The organism is Streptomyces sp. NPDC055099, assembly GCF_053607685.1.
Window position 1 is genome coordinate 90,059 of sequence record NZ_JBSGUA010000019.1, and the last position, 14,318, is coordinate 104,376.

The following is a 14,318-nucleotide window of genomic DNA, read 5'->3' on the forward strand; positions in this document are numbered from 1 at the left end:
GCGCGTGGCGGGCGCGGGCCCCTCGCTGCCGGGGGCGGTCATACCCACCGGGGGGGGGGGGGGGGGGGGGGGGGGGGGTTTTCGGGGGGGGGGGGGGGGGGGGCGCCCCCCCCCCCCCCCCCGCCCTACGCGTGTCTCAGCCCACCATGTCCCGTGCGAACCGCAGCGAGCGGGCGAAGACGTCCTCCACCGTGTCGTCGGGCGCTCCGTGCCAGCCGTGGTCGGCGCCCGGCACCGTACGCAGTTCCACGCGGGCGCCCGCCTCCCGCAGCCGGGCCGCGAGCGCCTCGCTGTGCGTCGCCGGGACCATCGAGTCGCGCTCGCCGTGGACCAGGAGGAAGGGCGGGGCGGCGCGGTGGACCCGCGTGACGGGGCTCGCCTCGCGGGCCAGTTCCGGTAGGGCCGCCGGGGCGGCGCCGAGCAGCAAGGCCTCCGGGGTCGTGGCGCTGTGCGGGTCGAACGGGCCGCGGGGGACGGTGAGGTCGCTCGGGGCGTACCAGATCACGGCGCCGGAGGCCGCGACCGCGGGGTCGAGCGCCAGGAGCGAGGCCAGGTGCCCGCCCGCGGACTCGCCCCACACCACGGTCCTCGCGGTGTCGACGCCGAGCTCCGGTGCCCGCAGCCCCAGCCAGCGCAGCGCGGCCCGCAGGTCGTCGAGCGGCGCGGGGAAGGTGGCCTCGCCGCTCAGCCGGTAGTCGGCGCAGGCCACCGCGAAGCCCGCGGCGGCGATGCGCGCGAGCGGCCCCGGATTCCAGTCCCGGGTGCGCGGCCCCATGTCGTCACGGCGCCCCCGACGCCAGGCGCCGCCGTGCACGTAGAGCACGAGAGGCGCGGGCCCACTCCCGGCGTCCTTTGGCAGCCAGAGGTCGAGCTCCAGCGGACGGCCGCCCTCGACCTCGCCGTACGGGACGCCGCGCAGGACCCGCGGGTGCGGCGCCGGAAGGGGCGCGACGTCCGGATGGGGCGCGGCGATCAGTTCCCGGAGGGCCGTAGCGCCTGTCGGGCTCACCGGGTGCGCCACTGGTGCTCGGGCAGGAAACGCACGTCGTACCGCTCGGGCACGGTGGCGAACTTGTCGGGCGTGGGCACGACGGGCTCGCGCGGCAGGCCGAGGCCCTCGGCGGGCGCCCCGAGGGTCTCGAAGAACCGCTCGAAGGTGCCTCCGGGCCCCGCGGCGACGCCGACGACCTGGCTGTGGTGGCGCTCCATGCGGTAGGCGTGCGGACAGTTCTTGGGCACGAAGCCGAAGTCGCCGGGGGTGAGGAGCTTCTCCAGCTGCTCGCCCTCCAGGTCCTCGACGAAGAGGCGGACGGCGCCCTGGGTGACGTAGAAGACCTCGTACGTGTCGGGGTGCAGGTGGGCCGGGATGACGTTGCCCCTGGGGCCCTCGACGGTGAAGAAGTTGAAGCCGTTCTCGGTCTGCTCGCCGCCCGCGTAGATGGTGATCAGGTCGCCGAACAGGTGGGCGCGGTCGCCCTCGCCCTTCTCGATGACGTAGGGCTTGCCCGGTTCGGCGGGGATGCGTGAGGAGGGCCGGTGGCGGGTGGCGTACTCGATCGTCATGAGCTCTCCGGGGCTGAGGGACTGAGGGACGAGAGGAATGTCAGGTAGCCTGACATATGAAATCCGATGCGGGCAAGGGAGCCCCCTCCAAGCCCCCTCGAAGACCTCTCGAAGCCTCCTCGAACCCATAGGCTCACGCCATGCATGCCACCACCGGCCGTAACCTCCCCCAGCTCCTCGGCGACGCCCGGCGCTGGTTCGAGGACGCGCTCCTCGCGTCCCTGGAGGAGGCGGGGGAGATCCACGTCTCGCCGACCCAGGCGGGCCTCTTCGCCGTACTCGACGAGGAGGGCACGACGGTGTCCGAGCTGGCCCGCCGCATGGGCGTCACCCGGCAGACCGCACACCAGGCGGTGCACGGCCTGGTAGCGGCGGGCCTCCTGGAACAGGTCCCCGACCCCACGTCGGGGCGGCAGCGGCTCATCCGGCGCACGGCGGAGGGCGAGCGCACACACCGCAGGGCCGAGCTGGTCCTGCGCCGCGCGGAGCAGGAACTGGCCGCCCGGATCGGCGAGCAGTCGGTACGCACGCTGCGGACGGCGCTCGAACTCCCTTGGGGCACCCCGCCGGTACTCGCCCCGGACAAGGGCTGACCCGAAAAACACAGCCGCCCTCCCCCTGTGGCAGGGGAAGGGCGGCGAATGCTGCTCCGGGATGCAGATCCGGAATGCAGATCCGGAATGCTGCTCCGGGTTACGGCAGGTTGCGGGCCATCACGATCCGCTGGACCTGGTTCGTGCCCTCGTAGATCTGCGTGATCTTCGCGTCGCGCATCATCCGCTCGACGGGGTAGTCACGGGTGTAGCCGTAGCCGCCGAGGAGCTGGACGGCGTCCGTGGTGACCTCCATCGCCACGTCCGAGGCGAAGCACTTGGCGGCCGCGCCCTGGAAGGTGAGGTCCGCGTCGCCGCGCTCCGACTTGGCCGCGGCGGCGTACGTCAGCTGACGCGCGGCCTCGATCTTCATGGCCATGTCCGCGAGCATGAACTGCACGCCCTGGAAGTCGCCGATCGGCTTCCCGAACTGCTTGCGCTCCTGGACGTACCCCTTGGCGTAGTCCAGGGCGCCCTGTGCGATGCCGAGCGCCTGGGCCGCGATGGTGATGCGGGTGTGGTCCAGGGTCTTCATCGCCGTGGCGAAGCCCGTGCCCTCCTCGCCGATCATGCGGTCGGCGGGGATGCGAACGTTGTCGAAGTAGACCTCGCGGGTGGGCGAACCCTTGATGCCGAGCTTCTTCTCCGGGGCGCCGAAGGAGACGCCCTCGTCCGACTTCTCGACGACGAAGGCGGAGATGCCCTTCGAGCGCTTGGTCGGGTCGGTCACGGCCATCACCGTGTAGTACTCGGAGACGCCCGCGTTCGTGATCCAGCGCTTCACGCCGTTGAGGACCCAGGAGTCACCGTCACGGACGGCCCGCGTCTTCATGCCCGCCGCGTCCGAACCGGCGTCCGGCTCGGAGAGGCAGTACGAGAACATGCCGTCGCCCTTGGCGAGCGGCGTCATGTACTTCTTCTTCAGCTCCTCGGACCCGGAGAGGATCACGGGGAGCGAGCCCAGCTTGTTCACGGCCGGGATGAGCGAGGACGAGGCGCAGACGCGCGCCACCTCCTCGATCACGATGACCGTGGCGAGCGCGTCGGCGCCCGTGCCGCCGTAGCTCTCCGGTACGTGCACCGCGTGCAGGTCGGAGGCGACGAGGGCGTCGAGCGCCTCCTGCGGGAAGCGGGCCTCCTCGTCCACCGCCGCGGCGAAGGGCGCGATCTTCGCCTCGGAGAGCGAACGGATCGCGTCGCGGAGCATGTCGTGCTCCTCGGACGGGCGGTACAGGTCGAAATCAGCCGATCCGGCCAAGGTCTCTCACGCTCCAAGGACGCTAATTACCGTTAAGTAACCCAAATTTTAGAGGGCGGCCCACGCGAGGGATACGTGAGCTTGCCGACAACGGACTGCCGGCGGGTGGCGATGGCGGAAACGTGCCCGGTCAAGGGCCCGACTATGCTCGGGCACCGCACTGACGGCCGTAGACCCCTGGAGCACCGCATGGCCCTCAAGATCACCGTGATCGGCACCGGCTACCTCGGTGCGACGCACGCCGCGGCCATGGCCGAGCTCGGTTTCGAGGTGCTCGGCCTCGACGTCGTGCCCGAGAAGATCGAGATGCTCCAGCGGGGCGAGGTCCCGATGTACGAGCCCGGTCTCGAGGAGCTGCTGCGCAAGCACGTCGCCGGGATCGAGGGCTCCAGCGGGCGGCTGCGCTTCACCATGGACTTCGCGGAGGTCGCGGCCTTCGGTGACGTCCACTTCGTCTGCGTGAACACCCCGCAGAAGCACGGCGAGTACGCCTGTGACATGAGCTACGTCGACAGCGCCTTCGCGCAGCTCGCCCCGCATCTGACCAAGCCCGCGCTGGTCGTCGGCAAGTCCACCGTGCCGGTCGGCTCGGCGGACCGCCTCGCGCGCGAGCTGGCGGCGAACGCTCCCGCGGGCGCGGAGGCCGAGCTTGCCTGGAACCCGGAGTTCCTCCGCGAGGGCTTCGCGGTCAAGGACACCCTCCACCCCGACCGCATCGTCGTCGGCGTCCGCAGCGCGCACGCCGAGAAGCTCCTCCGCGAGGTGTACGCGGGGCCGATCGGCGAGGGCTCGCCCTTCGTCGTGACGGACTTCCCGACCGCCGAACTGGTGAAGACCGCGGCCAACTCCTTCCTCGCCACGAAGATCTCGTTCATCAACGCGATGGCCGAGGTGTGCGAGGCCGCGGGCGGCGACGTCGTGAAGCTGGCGGAGGCGCTCGGGTACGACGACCGGATCGGCAAGAAGTTCCTGCGGGCCGGGATCGGCTTCGGCGGCGGCTGCCTGCCCAAGGACATCCGGGCGTTCATGGCACGGGCGGGGGAGCTGGGCGCGGACCAGGCCCTGACCTTCCTCCGCGAGATCGACTCCATCAACATGCGCCGGCGCGGGCAGATGGTGGAGATGGCGCGCGAGGCGCTGGGCGGCGGGTCCTTCCTCGGCAAGCGGGTCGCGGTCCTCGGCGCCACGTTCAAGCCGGACTCGGACGACGTACGTGACTCGCCCGCGCTGAACGTCGCCGGGCAGATCCACCTCCAGGGCGGCCAGGTCACCGTGTACGACCCCAAGGGGATGGACAACGCGGGCAGGCTCTTCCCGACGCTGGCGTACGCGGAGTCGGCCGTGGAGGCGGTACGGGGCGCGGACGTGGTCCTGCACCTCACGGAGTGGCGCGAGTTCCGCGAGCTGGACCCGGCGGCGCTGGGCGAGGTGGCCGCGGAACGGCTGATCCTGGACGGCCGCAACGCACTGGACCCGGCGGTGTGGCGGGCGGCCGGGTGGACCTACCGGGCGATGGGACGTCCTTCGGCCTGAGGTTCGCCGGCGCGGTTCTGGTCCGTCGGGTTCGATGGTGCTGCGGGGCAATTCGGCTGCGGGGCAAGCGGGCGGCTGGGCGGGAAAGCCTGTTCGGCGCGAGGCGGGTGCGGGGGGCCCAACCTCAGACCCCGCCCCGCGGGGCTTTCCGCGCCCGATAGGCCCGCATCTTCGCGCGGGCCCCGCACACCCCCATGTCGCACCACCGGCTCCGCCCGGCCGGGCTCCGGTCGTAGTACGCCCAGAGGCAGTCCGCGGCCTCGCACGCCTTGAGGCGGTTCCACGTACCGTCGGCCGCCCCCTCGGCGATCGCTGCCGCCACCCGTGACACCAGCGGTGACGGATCGGCCGGGACGAGCGAAGCCGACCCGTCAGCGGCCGAGACGGTCACCAACAGCGGTGCGCCCGCAAGGAGTTGACCCAGCGGCGGTACGACCGCGTGCGGCCCGTGCCCCGCGTGGGCGAGGCACGCAACGCGCAGCGACTCCCGCAGCTCCCGTGCCGCCACCACCTCCGCGCCCGGCGCGAGACCGAAGGGTGCGCGCCCCTGAGCCGTGTCCAGCGCGTCCGCGCCCGACTCCACGTCCAGGGTGTTCACCAGCGCCTGGATCAGCGCGAGACCCCCGGGAGCGGGTGCTCTGTCATTCATGCTTGCGACGTTACCTCCAGTGGGGCACCATGCAGTAACCGTTACTCCTAGAACTCACCTACCGGTAACCGATCCGAGGAGACCACCATGCCCCTCGCCAAACTCGGCGTCGTCGTACTCGACTGCCCCGACCCCCTCGCGCTCGCCGGTTTCTACGCGGCCGTGCTCGGCGGCACCCCCAAGGACGACGGCGGCGGCTGGGTCAGCCTCGAAGTCCCCGGCGGCACACCGCTCGCCTTCCAGGCCGCCCCCGGTCACGTACCGCCGCAGTGGCCCGAGGCCACGCGCTCGCAGCAGTTCCACCTTGACCTCGAAGTGGAGCGGGCCCAGTTGGACGCCGTCGAGAAGGAGGTGCTCGCGCTCGGCGTCACCGCGCTCGACACGGAGGACCGCGAGCGCAGCTTCCGCGTGTACGCCGACCCGGCCGGGCACCCGTTCTGTCTCTGCGCCTGCTGAACCCAGCCGGGAAAGGAACACCCATGGCACCCGTCGGACGCCTGCGCAACGTCGTGCTCGACTGCCCGGACCCACACCAACTCGCCCAGTTCTACGTCCACTTGATCGGCGGCGAGATCGAGGCCGACGCCGAGGAGGGGGACGACTGGGTCACTCTCGACACCCCCGGCGGCCTGCGTCTCTGCTTCCAGGAAGCCCCCGGCCACCGCCCGCCGAACTGGCCGGACGCCGGCTCCCAGCAGGCCCACCTCGACATCGACGTGGGCCCGGCGGTCCAGGACGTCGAGCGGGCGGAGGAGCGCGTACTCGCCCTGGGGGCCAAGCCGCTCGACGTCGATGACGACAACGGCAAGAGGGACTTCCGCGTCTACGCCGATCCGGCAGGGCATCCCTTCTGCCTCTGCCGGATCCCCGTGGCCCCGTGAGCTGAGCGGGCCGGGCGGTCTCAGTCGACCGCTTGCCGGCGGCGTCTCTCGCGCGCCGCGCGTGCCGCGAAGTCCACGCCGCGCAGCACCCGTTGGACGTTGCCCCACGTCAGGCGCGCGAGGTCCTCGTCGGACCAGTCGCGCTCCATGAGCTCGGCGACGAGATGCGGATAGCGCGAGGTGTCGGCAAGGCCCTCGGGGTGCGCGGCCGGAGTGTCGTACGTCCCCGAGAGGCCCACGCACTCCGGGCCCGCGACGCGGCGTACGTGGTCGAGGTGGTCCGCGACCTCGCTGATCGAGCTGCCCGTCTGCTCGGCCGCCAGGGGCACCAGGCACAGGCCCTTGGCGGCGCCGAGCGCGGCCAGCAGGTCGTCCGGGAGGTTCGCCGGGGCGTCCCGAAGCGCGCGGGCTCCCGAGCGGGTGAACAGGACGGGCGCCGTGGAGATGGCGAGCACCCGGTGCGCGGTGGCCTCGGAGGCGCCGGTCAGTTCGGTGAGGACGCCGAGCCTGTTGAGCTCGCGCACCACTTCCTCGCCGAACGGGGTGAGCCCCTCGGGGCCCGCCCATGACGTGCCGGAGAGCGTGAGCGAGCACAGGCCGAGGGTGTGCAGGGCGCGCAGGGTGGCGAGCGAGTCACCGATCGCCTCGGCGCGTGCCGGGCCGATCAGGGCGGCGATGCGCCCGCAGTGCCGGGCGTCGGCCACCTCGGACGCGGTGTGGGCCAGGCGCAGCCCCTCGGAGTGGCGGCCGACGACGTGCTTGACGAGGTCGAGTTGTTCGAGGGTCGCGCCGAGGACACGCTCACCGGTGATGCTCTCCGGGACGTGCAGCGACCAGAACTGCGCCCCGACGCCGCCCGCCCGCAGCCGCGGCACGTCGGCGTCCACGGCGCTGTCGCCCAGCTCCAGGTCGTACCAGGGCAGTCCACGCAGTGCCCAGGGCAGTCCGCTGTAGCCGTCGGCGACAGGATGCGCGGCGAGCAGCGCGCGGGCCCGCCGCAGCGGGTCGGGCGCGGGTGGTTCCGGTACGGGTTGTTCCGAGACGGGTGCTTCCGAGGCGGGCGGCTCCGGTCCGGGGTCGGATATGGACGGGGGTGCGGGGGGTCGTCGCTCGACGGGCCGGTCAAGCTCTCCGGCTTCGGCGGTGGTGTCGAATTCGACCTGCAAATCTGCCATGGCGGTGCTCCGGCTTCAGGGGGGTCCGGTCCACCGTGACACGCCTCAGCCGCGGCTTCGCGGCGGGCGAAGCGTTCGGGGTACGAGGGGGCGGCGACGGCACGCGAAGGGGCCCCGCCGATCGTCCGGCGGGGCCCCTGCGTCGTGTCCGGCAGACGGCTCAGCCGCCCGAGACGGTGACCTTCTCGTCGTTGTTTAGCTGCTCGACCATCTGCTTGACCTTGGCCTTGTCCCACAGGAGGTTGCCCCCGGTGGAGCCCGCGAGCGGCATGTTCATGGACTTGCCGTCGCCGCCGGTCACGCCCTTCATCGCCCAGAACATGGAGGCCACGTCGAACAGGCCCATGTCCTTGTCGACGATCAGCGTGTCCAGGCCCGCGCTCATCGTGGGGTAGAGCTTGAAGGGGTTCATGACCGTGCCCGGCGTCGCCGCCTGGTTGGCCAGGGCCGCGAGGAACTTCTGCTGGTTCTTCGTGCGGTCCAGGTCGCTGCCCGGCAGGGCGTAGCGCGTACGGACGAAGGCCAGGGCCTGCTTGCCGTCGAGGGTCTGCTTGCCCGCCTCGAAGTCGGCGCCGGACTTCTCGTCCTTGAAGCCCTTGGGGATGTCCATCTCGACGCCGCCGACCGCGTCCACGATCTTGGCGAAGCCGCCGAAGCCGATCTCGGCGTAGTGGTCGATCCTCAGGCCGGTGTTGTACTCGACGGTGCGGACGAGCAGCTCGGGGCCGTCCTCCGCGTACGCCGCGTTGAGCTTCGTCTGGCGGCCCTGGTTCGGGTAGAGCTTGCCGGACTCGGCGCCCTTGAACGAGGGGATCGTCACGTTCGAGTCGCGGGGCAGCGAGATCATCGTGTTCCCGCCGTCGTCCGCGACGTGCAGGATCATCATCGAGTCCGTGCGCTTGCCCGCGGCCGAGCCCGTGTGGAGGTCCTTCTTGTCCTGGTCGGACATGCCCTCGCGGCTGTCGGAGCCGACGATCAGGTAGTTCGTGCCGGCACCGCCGTCCGGCCGCTCGATGACCTTGGAGAGGTCGACCTCGCGCTTGAGCTTGGAGTCGGCCCAGAAGTACGTGCCGATCGAGACGGCGAGCAGCACCACGACGAGGGTGATCGAGCCGATCTTGATGCGGCGCCGCCAGTTCGGGGCGGGACGGGGCGCGCGGGTGCCGTACCCGTCGTCGCCGCCCCGGCCGCCCTGGCCCTGCCCGTTCGGGGAGCCGTAGACCTGGCCGGTGTTGTAGCCGCTGTCGTAGCCCTCCTGGCGGGGGCTGCGGGGCTCGAACATCTCGTCGCGCGCGTCGCCGTACGGCCGGCCGTACCCGTCGTCGTACGGCTGCTGCTGCGGCACGCCCGCCGCCTGCTGCTGGCCCGGTCGGCCGGACGGGCCGCCGCGCTGGACATGCCGCATCCTGCGGGCGCCCTCAGGCTGCATGTTCCCGCTGCCACGGCCGTACGCGCGGCCGTTGCCCTGGTCGTCAGGCCAATCGCTCATGTGGCTTAGTGTGCCGTCTCCGCCCACGTGCCTCACAGGGCAGGCGTGATTTCGGTTCAGGGCTGTTGCAGAGCTGATGCAAAGCGGCCCGGCGCGGGTCCGGCATACGTCAGACATAGGGTGGAGCCCATGACAGACCTGGCCCCCGGCACGGAATCGGAGATTCCGGGCAAGCCGACCTCGGCGTCCCGCACGACTCTCAGCCACATCATGACCCACAACGACACCAACCTCCTCGGCACGGTGCACGGCGGTGTGATCATGAAACTGGTGGACGACGCCGCGGGGGCGGTCGCGGGACGGCACTCGGGCGGGCCCGCGGTCACCGCGTCCATGGACGAGATGGCCTTCCTGGAGCCGGTGCGGGTCGGTGACCTCGTCCACGTGAAGGCGCAGGTGAACTGGACGGGCCGCAGCTCCATGGAGGTCGGCGTCCGGGTCCTTGCCGAGCGCTGGAACGAGTCGACGCCCGCCCAGCAGGTCGGCTCGGCCTACCTCGTCTTCGCCGCCGTCGACGCGGACGGCAAGCCGCGGGGCGTGCCGCCGGTGCTCCCGGAGACCGAGCGGGACCGCCGCCGGTATCAGGAGGCGCAGATCCGGCGCACGCACCGCCTCGCGCGCCGCCGGGCCATCAAGGAGCTGCGCCGCTCGCGCGCCGCTGAGGGCCTGGACGACTGAGCGCCGGGCGCGGGCGCCGCGCGGACGGCCCGCGGGCCGTCAGTTCTTCTGGCACACCACCTGGTCACCGGTCACGGCGCCGAACTCGCCCTGGTAGGCGTCCTCCGCCCGCACCGGCCTGACCATCTTGAAGTCCTGGCCCGCGAGCACCTTCAGGGTCGCGCCCTGCCCGTTGATCGCCTTCATCTGGCAGCCGGGCAACGCCGTGGCCAGGGACTTCGCCGAGCGGTCCCAGCGGGGGTCGTACGCGACGATCGTGCGCTTCAGCGGCATGCCGGGCACATTGGGCGCCACGTTGCCGGGGGTCCGCGTCGTACGGAAGCCGGTGGCCCGCAGCCCGTTGTCGACCCGCTTGCCCAGGCCCGGAATGCCCGTGGCGTTGTCGACCTGCACCCGGATCTGCTGCGGCGACACGTCGACGATGGCCTTGCGCCCGAGGTTGTGCGGGGCGAGGGGACGGTCGTCGCGCAGCGCCTGGAAGAGCTTCGCGGACCGGACCGGGTCCCACTTCAGCGTCGACCCGATGCCGGGCACCAGCACGCCCTTGCTGCGCAGCGGCACGGTGGTGAACTCCGACGACTTCGGCGAGAAGCCGCGCATCGCCCGTCCCAGGGCGAGCATCTCGTTCGTGCCGAAGCCCTTGTCGGCCCGGACCGAGCCGAGCAGCGTCCTGGACACGTCCCGGAACTTCAGCGGGTTGAGCAGCACACCGCTGCCGGTCGCCTTCGAGATCAGCGCGGCGAGGAACCGCTGCTGGCGCTGCATCCGCCCCAGGTCGGACGTGCCGTCGACGTGCCGTGTGCGGACGTACTGGAGTGCCGCGCCGCCGTTCAGCGTGTGGGTGCCTACGGGCAGGTTGAGCCCGGTGTAGGAGTCCTTCAGGGGGCGGGTCGTGCAGATGTCGACGCCGCCGAGCACGTCCACGGTCTTCATGAAGCTGGTGAAGTCGATCTCCAGATAGTGGTCGATCTTGACCTTCGTCATGTTCTCGACGGTCCGCACGGTGAGGTTGGGGCCGCCCTCCGCGTACGCCGCGTTCAGCTTGACCGGATGCGCCTTGTGCCGGTCGCCGGAGTTCCGGTCGACGTGCTCGGGCATCTCGGCGTAACTGTCCCGGGGCAGGCTCACCACGCTGGCGCGGTTCCGGTCCTCCGAGATGTGCACGATCATGACGGTGTCCGTGCAGTGGCAGGGCGCTCCGCCGAGGCGGTACTTCTCCTTCTCCACATCGGTGATCTTGTCCCGGCCGTCGGTGCCGACGAGCAGGACGTTCATGCCGTTGCCGCCCTTGGGACGGTTCTTCATGTCCTTGAAGGCGTCGACCCGGGCGATCTCGGTGTCGAGGCTGGTGACGACGCCGTGCCCGATCCCGGCCGCCGCGAGCACCGTTACGGAGAACCCCGTCGCCACCCTCATGACCCACCGCGGCCGCCTGCGCTGCTTGACCGGCCGCCCCACGGGCTGCTGCGCCGGCTGCCTCGCACGGGGCGGACGCTGGCCACGCGGCGGCGGGGTGGGGTAGCGGCGGGGCGGTGTGGGCACGTGGGGGGACACCTCCGCGGTGACGGGCCGGTCCGGACGGGTAGGTGGAGGGACTCGTGAGGGGCCGGGGAATGCGAGAACCGTAGGCCCATACGATCTGCGACCCGGGGCAGCAGGCCGGGCGGCGCGCGCCCGTGTCCCCCATTCGCGGTAACGTGGCGCCGATGAACGCGACGCCCGACGAGCAGCTGCCTGCCGTATCCGTGATCATGCCGGTGCTCAACGAGGAACGGCATCTGCGTGCTGCCGTCACCGCGATCCTTGAGCAGGACTACGACGGTGAGATGGAGGTCGTCGTCGCGCTCGGTCCCTCCACGGACCGCACGGACGAGATCGCCGCCGAACTGGTCGCCGAGACCGCGGGCAGCCGCGCGAAGGTGCAGACCGTCCCGAACCCCACGGGACGCACACCCGCGGCCCTGAACGCCGCCATCAAGGCCTCCAGCCACCCGGTCGTGGTGCGCGTGGACGGCCACGGCATCCTCTCGCCCGGTTACATCGCGACGGCCGTACGCCTCCTGGAGGAGACCGGCGCGCAGAACGTCGGCGGCATCATGCACGCCGAGGGCGAGAACGACTGGGAGCACGCGGTCGCCGCCGCCATGACGTCGAAGATCGGCGTGGGCAACGCGGCCTTCCACACCGGCGGTGCGGCCCAGCAGGCCGAGACCGTCTACCTCGGGGTCTTCCGCCGCGAGGCCCTGGAACAGCAGGGCGGCTACAACGAGGAGTTCATCCGCGCCCAGGACTGGGAGCTGAACTTCCGCATCCGTGAGGCCGGCGGCCTCATCTGGTTCTCGCCCGAGCTGAAGGTGCAGTACCGCCCGCGGCCGAGCGTGAAGGCGCTCGCCAAGCAGTACAAGGACTACGGCCGCTGGCGGCACGTCGTCGCCCGGTACCACGAGGGCTCCATCAACCTGCGGTACCTCGCCCCGCCGACCGCGGTCTGCGCGATCGCGGCAGGCGTCGTGGTGGGCGCCCTGGTCACGCCCTGGGGCTTCGTCGTCCCCGCGGGCTACCTCGCGGCGATCACGGCAGGCTCACTGCCCGCCGGCAAGGGCCTGCCGCTGAAGGCGCGCCTGCAGATCCCGGTGGCCCTCGCGACCATGCACATGTCGTGGGGCTGGGGCTTCCTGACCAGCCCGCGCTCCCTCGCCAAGAAGGTCATCGCCTCCCGGCGCCCGGCGGTCCTCACCGAGGCCTGAGGGCGGATCCGGCCCACCGACGGTGGGCCGGATCGCGTCTCACTTCCAGGTGAAGTCCGGGTCCACGTGCATGCACGCCTTCTTGTCGGAGCCGTTGAGCGCGTCGGCCGACTCCGGCGTCTTGTCGTCCTGCTTCGCCTTGGGGGGCTTGTTCCCCTCCCGCCAGTCGGCGCCGACGACCAGGGTGACCCCGGAGACGTCCGTCGACTTCTTCACCGAACTCAGCTTCATCCCGAGGGACTTGGCGATCCGCTGGGCGTCGCCCTCCAGCTCGGCGCTGGGGAACTTGACGACGGTCTTCTCCTGGGCGAGCACCGTCGTCGTGTCGGCCGCCGCCCTGGTGAAGCCCTTGCCGGCGAGGATCTGCAGCACCGCGTTGGCCCGCCCGCTGACCGGCGGCTCGACGTCCGTGCGGGTGCCGTTCTGCACCTGCACGGCGATCTCGTCGTCCGCCGCCGCCGGGTCGTCCGACAGCTTCTCCTCGGCGGGCTTCTTCTTGCCCTTGCCGTCCAGCGCGATGTCGTCGCGCACGAGGCGGAAGAGCTGCTCGGCGTCGCCCGGCTTGGGGATGACGCGCGCGCCCACGTACTCGAACGGCATGGTCGTCATCGTGGTGCGCTCCGGCGAGACCTTCTTGAGCTCGTTGCTCAGGTCGTAGAGCTTCTTCACGGTGCCGAGGCCGTCGTCGACCTTCAGCGCGCTGGTGGCCGTCTCGGCGAGCCTGCGCAGCTTGTTGGGGCTGCTCAGATTGGCGTTGTCCCGCAACTCGCGCACCAGCGAGTTCATGTACATGTGCTGGGCCTTGGCACGGCTGATGTCGGTGCCGCCGTCGAAGCCGTAGCGGGTGCGCAGCCACTGCAGGGCCTGCTCGCCCTTGACGGCGGTGGTGCCCTTCCGCAGCTTCAGGCCGGAGCCGTGGCCCTGGCTGTCGCGCGAGTGGATGTTGGCGTCCACACAGACCGGTACGCCGCCGATGGCGTCGGCCATGGAGACCACGCCCGCGAAGTCGACCTCCATGAAGTGGTCGATGTGGATGTTGGTGAGCTTCTCCCAGGTGGCGACCGTGCAGCCGGGCCCGCCGCGGCCGAGCGTCTGGTTCGTCATCGTCCGCTGCGTCGACGCCTCGTAGACCTTGCCGTCGTCCGGGTCGGTGCACTTGGGGATGTCCAGGAGCGTGTCGCGCGGCATGCTGATGACCGACATGTTCGTGCGGTCGGCCGACAGGTGAAGGAGCATCTGGACGTCGGCGAGCGGGGTGCCGCCGAACGTCTCCTTGGCTCCGCCGAGCTTCTGGTTCTCCTTGGAGTCCCGCGCGTCCGAACCGATCAGCAGGATGTTCAGCGGGGTCTGACCGGCCGCGTTCGGCGTGGGCTCGGGAGCCCGGTGCTCGCCGAGGTTCAGGTCGTCGGTCTCCAGGTTGTTGTTCAGGTGCTGGTACCAGAGGTATCCGGCGCCGGCCGTGCCGAGGATCAGCACCGAAAGGATCGTCGCCGACCAGCGGAGTATCCGGCGTCTCGGGCGCGGAGCCCGGCCGCCACCACCTCCACGGCTGCCCCCACGGCCGCGCCCGCGGTGCCCGCCGTCCGCCGAGGGCTCCCCTCCCTCGTGCGGCGGGCCTCCTTCCAGGCCATGATCACTGGCGTGCGGGGCGCGTTGAGGCGCCCCCTCCCCACGCACGCTGCTTTTCCCCATCCCCTGTCCCTCCCCGCGCTACCCCGAAATACGGCCATCCTGCGTCTTGTGAGACGCAGA

General features: G+C 71.4%; 14 protein-coding genes. 6 read left to right on the forward strand and 8 right to left on the reverse strand.

Translation table 11 applies throughout. From position 1 onward, the window contains the following. Nucleotides 1–136: 136 nt before the first annotated feature. Both ACWFRU_RS35545 and ACWFRU_RS35550 read right to left on the reverse strand, forming a co-directional pair. On the reverse strand, nt 137–1,009 hold the full coding sequence (locus ACWFRU_RS35545) for an alpha/beta hydrolase fold domain-containing protein (protein ID WP_453692220.1): 873 nt from the start codon (nt 1,007–1,009) through the stop codon (nt 137–139). Then, the gene (locus ACWFRU_RS35550) at nt 1,006–1,563 is read right to left on the reverse strand and encodes a quercetin 2,3-dioxygenase (protein WP_453692221.1); all 558 of its coding nucleotides are present in this window, start codon (nt 1,561–1,563) and stop codon (nt 1,006–1,008) included. The genes ACWFRU_RS35545 and ACWFRU_RS35550 overlap by 4 nt, the downstream gene beginning before the upstream one ends. Nucleotides 1,564–1,703: 140 nt before the next feature. Between ACWFRU_RS35550 and ACWFRU_RS35555 the strand changes: the two genes are divergently transcribed. Then, entirely contained in the window at nt 1,704–2,156 is a 453-nt protein-coding gene (locus ACWFRU_RS35555) for a MarR family winged helix-turn-helix transcriptional regulator (protein WP_453692222.1), read from the forward strand. Nucleotides 2,157–2,256: 100 nt separating this feature from the next. Here the strand turns inward: ACWFRU_RS35555 and ACWFRU_RS35560 are convergent, their stop codons facing one another. Beyond that, a complete protein-coding gene (locus tag ACWFRU_RS35560) occupies nt 2,257–3,414 on the reverse strand; it encodes an acyl-CoA dehydrogenase (RefSeq protein WP_453692223.1) in 1,158 nt (385 codons plus the stop codon). 189 nt (nt 3,415–3,603) lie between these two features. Here ACWFRU_RS35560 and ACWFRU_RS35565 point away from each other — a divergent pair, with 189 nt between their 5' ends. Next, complete coding sequence (locus tag ACWFRU_RS35565; RefSeq protein ID WP_453692224.1) at nt 3,604–4,947, forward strand: UDP-glucose dehydrogenase family protein; 1,344 nt, start codon at nt 3,604–3,606, stop codon at nt 4,945–4,947. A gap of 124 nt (nt 4,948–5,071) precedes the next feature. Here the strand turns inward: ACWFRU_RS35565 and ACWFRU_RS35570 are convergent, their stop codons facing one another. Continuing rightward, complete coding sequence (locus ACWFRU_RS35570; RefSeq protein ID WP_453692225.1) at nt 5,072–5,596, reverse strand: CGNR zinc finger domain-containing protein; 525 nt, start codon at nt 5,594–5,596, stop codon at nt 5,072–5,074. Nucleotides 5,597–5,683: 87 nt separating this feature from the next. Between ACWFRU_RS35570 and ACWFRU_RS35575 the strand changes: the two genes are divergently transcribed. Both ACWFRU_RS35575 and ACWFRU_RS35580 read left to right on the forward strand, forming a co-directional pair. Beyond that, nucleotides 5,684–6,052: a VOC family protein gene (locus ACWFRU_RS35575; protein WP_453692226.1), complete on the forward strand. Its 369-nt coding sequence runs from the start codon at nt 5,684–5,686 to the stop codon at nt 6,050–6,052. Nucleotides 6,053–6,075: 23 nt separating this feature from the next. Beyond that, nucleotides 6,076–6,477 (forward strand): VOC family protein, encoded by a 402-nt coding sequence (locus tag ACWFRU_RS35580; protein ID WP_453692227.1) that lies wholly within the window; start codon nt 6,076–6,078, stop codon nt 6,475–6,477. A 20-nt stretch (nt 6,478–6,497) separates the two neighbouring features. On the opposite strand, the gene ACWFRU_RS35585 is transcribed toward ACWFRU_RS35580, so the two are convergent. Continuing rightward, the gene (locus ACWFRU_RS35585) at nt 6,498–7,652 is read right to left on the reverse strand and encodes a dipeptidase (protein WP_453692228.1); all 1,155 of its coding nucleotides are present in this window, start codon (nt 7,650–7,652) and stop codon (nt 6,498–6,500) included. A gap of 160 nt (nt 7,653–7,812) precedes the next feature. Then, on the reverse strand, nt 7,813–9,141 hold the full coding sequence (locus ACWFRU_RS35590) for an LCP family protein (RefSeq protein ID WP_453692229.1): 1,329 nt from the start codon (nt 9,139–9,141) through the stop codon (nt 7,813–7,815). Between the two features lie 129 nt (nt 9,142–9,270). On the opposite strand from ACWFRU_RS35590, the gene ACWFRU_RS35595 reads away from it, so the two are divergent. Further along, complete coding sequence (locus ACWFRU_RS35595; protein ID WP_453692230.1) at nt 9,271–9,819, forward strand: acyl-CoA thioesterase; 549 nt, start codon at nt 9,271–9,273, stop codon at nt 9,817–9,819. 39 nt (nt 9,820–9,858) lie between these two features. On the opposite strand, the gene ACWFRU_RS35600 is transcribed toward ACWFRU_RS35595, so the two are convergent. Beyond that, entirely contained in the window at nt 9,859–11,361 is a 1,503-nt protein-coding gene (locus tag ACWFRU_RS35600; protein ID WP_453692231.1) for an LCP family protein, read from the reverse strand. Between the two features lie 164 nt (nt 11,362–11,525). Between ACWFRU_RS35600 and ACWFRU_RS35605 the strand changes: the two genes are divergently transcribed. Continuing rightward, the gene (locus ACWFRU_RS35605) at nt 11,526–12,566 is read left to right on the forward strand and encodes a glycosyltransferase family 2 protein (protein WP_453692232.1); all 1,041 of its coding nucleotides are present in this window, start codon (nt 11,526–11,528) and stop codon (nt 12,564–12,566) included. Nucleotides 12,567–12,605: 39 nt separating this feature from the next. On the opposite strand, the gene ACWFRU_RS35610 is transcribed toward ACWFRU_RS35605, so the two are convergent. Continuing rightward, nucleotides 12,606–14,258, reverse strand: a complete 1,653-nt coding sequence (locus ACWFRU_RS35610) for an LCP family protein (protein WP_453692233.1) — start codon at nt 14,256–14,258, stop codon at nt 12,606–12,608. Between the last annotated feature and the right edge of the window lie 60 nt (nt 14,259–14,318).

What these genes read in the sequence shown, in the direction of transcription:
- ACWFRU_RS35555 (WP_453692222.1), top strand. Translation starts at nt 1,704, where the DNA reads ATGCATGCCACCACCGGCCGTAACCTCCCCCAGCTCCTCGGCGACGCC.
- ACWFRU_RS35550 (WP_453692221.1), bottom strand. Translation starts at nt 1,563, where the DNA reads ATGACGATCGAGTACGCCACCCGCCACCGGCCCTCCTCACGCATCCCC.
- ACWFRU_RS35580 (WP_453692227.1), top strand. Translation starts at nt 6,076, where the DNA reads ATGGCACCCGTCGGACGCCTGCGCAACGTCGTGCTCGACTGCCCGGAC.
- ACWFRU_RS35585 (WP_453692228.1), bottom strand. Translation starts at nt 7,652, where the DNA reads ATGGCAGATTTGCAGGTCGAATTCGACACCACCGCCGAAGCCGGAGAG.
- ACWFRU_RS35575 (WP_453692226.1), top strand. Translation starts at nt 5,684, where the DNA reads ATGCCCCTCGCCAAACTCGGCGTCGTCGTACTCGACTGCCCCGACCCC.
- ACWFRU_RS35570 (WP_453692225.1), bottom strand. Translation starts at nt 5,596, where the DNA reads ATGAATGACAGAGCACCCGCTCCCGGGGGTCTCGCGCTGATCCAGGCG.
- ACWFRU_RS35610 (WP_453692233.1), bottom strand. Translation starts at nt 14,258, where the DNA reads ATGGGGAAAAGCAGCGTGCGTGGGGAGGGGGCGCCTCAACGCGCCCCG.
- ACWFRU_RS35595 (WP_453692230.1), top strand. Translation starts at nt 9,271, where the DNA reads ATGACAGACCTGGCCCCCGGCACGGAATCGGAGATTCCGGGCAAGCCG.
- ACWFRU_RS35590 (WP_453692229.1), bottom strand. Translation starts at nt 9,141, where the DNA reads ATGAGCGATTGGCCTGACGACCAGGGCAACGGCCGCGCGTACGGCCGT.
- ACWFRU_RS35565 (WP_453692224.1), top strand. Translation starts at nt 3,604, where the DNA reads ATGGCCCTCAAGATCACCGTGATCGGCACCGGCTACCTCGGTGCGACG.
- ACWFRU_RS35605 (WP_453692232.1), top strand. Translation starts at nt 11,526, where the DNA reads ATGAACGCGACGCCCGACGAGCAGCTGCCTGCCGTATCCGTGATCATG.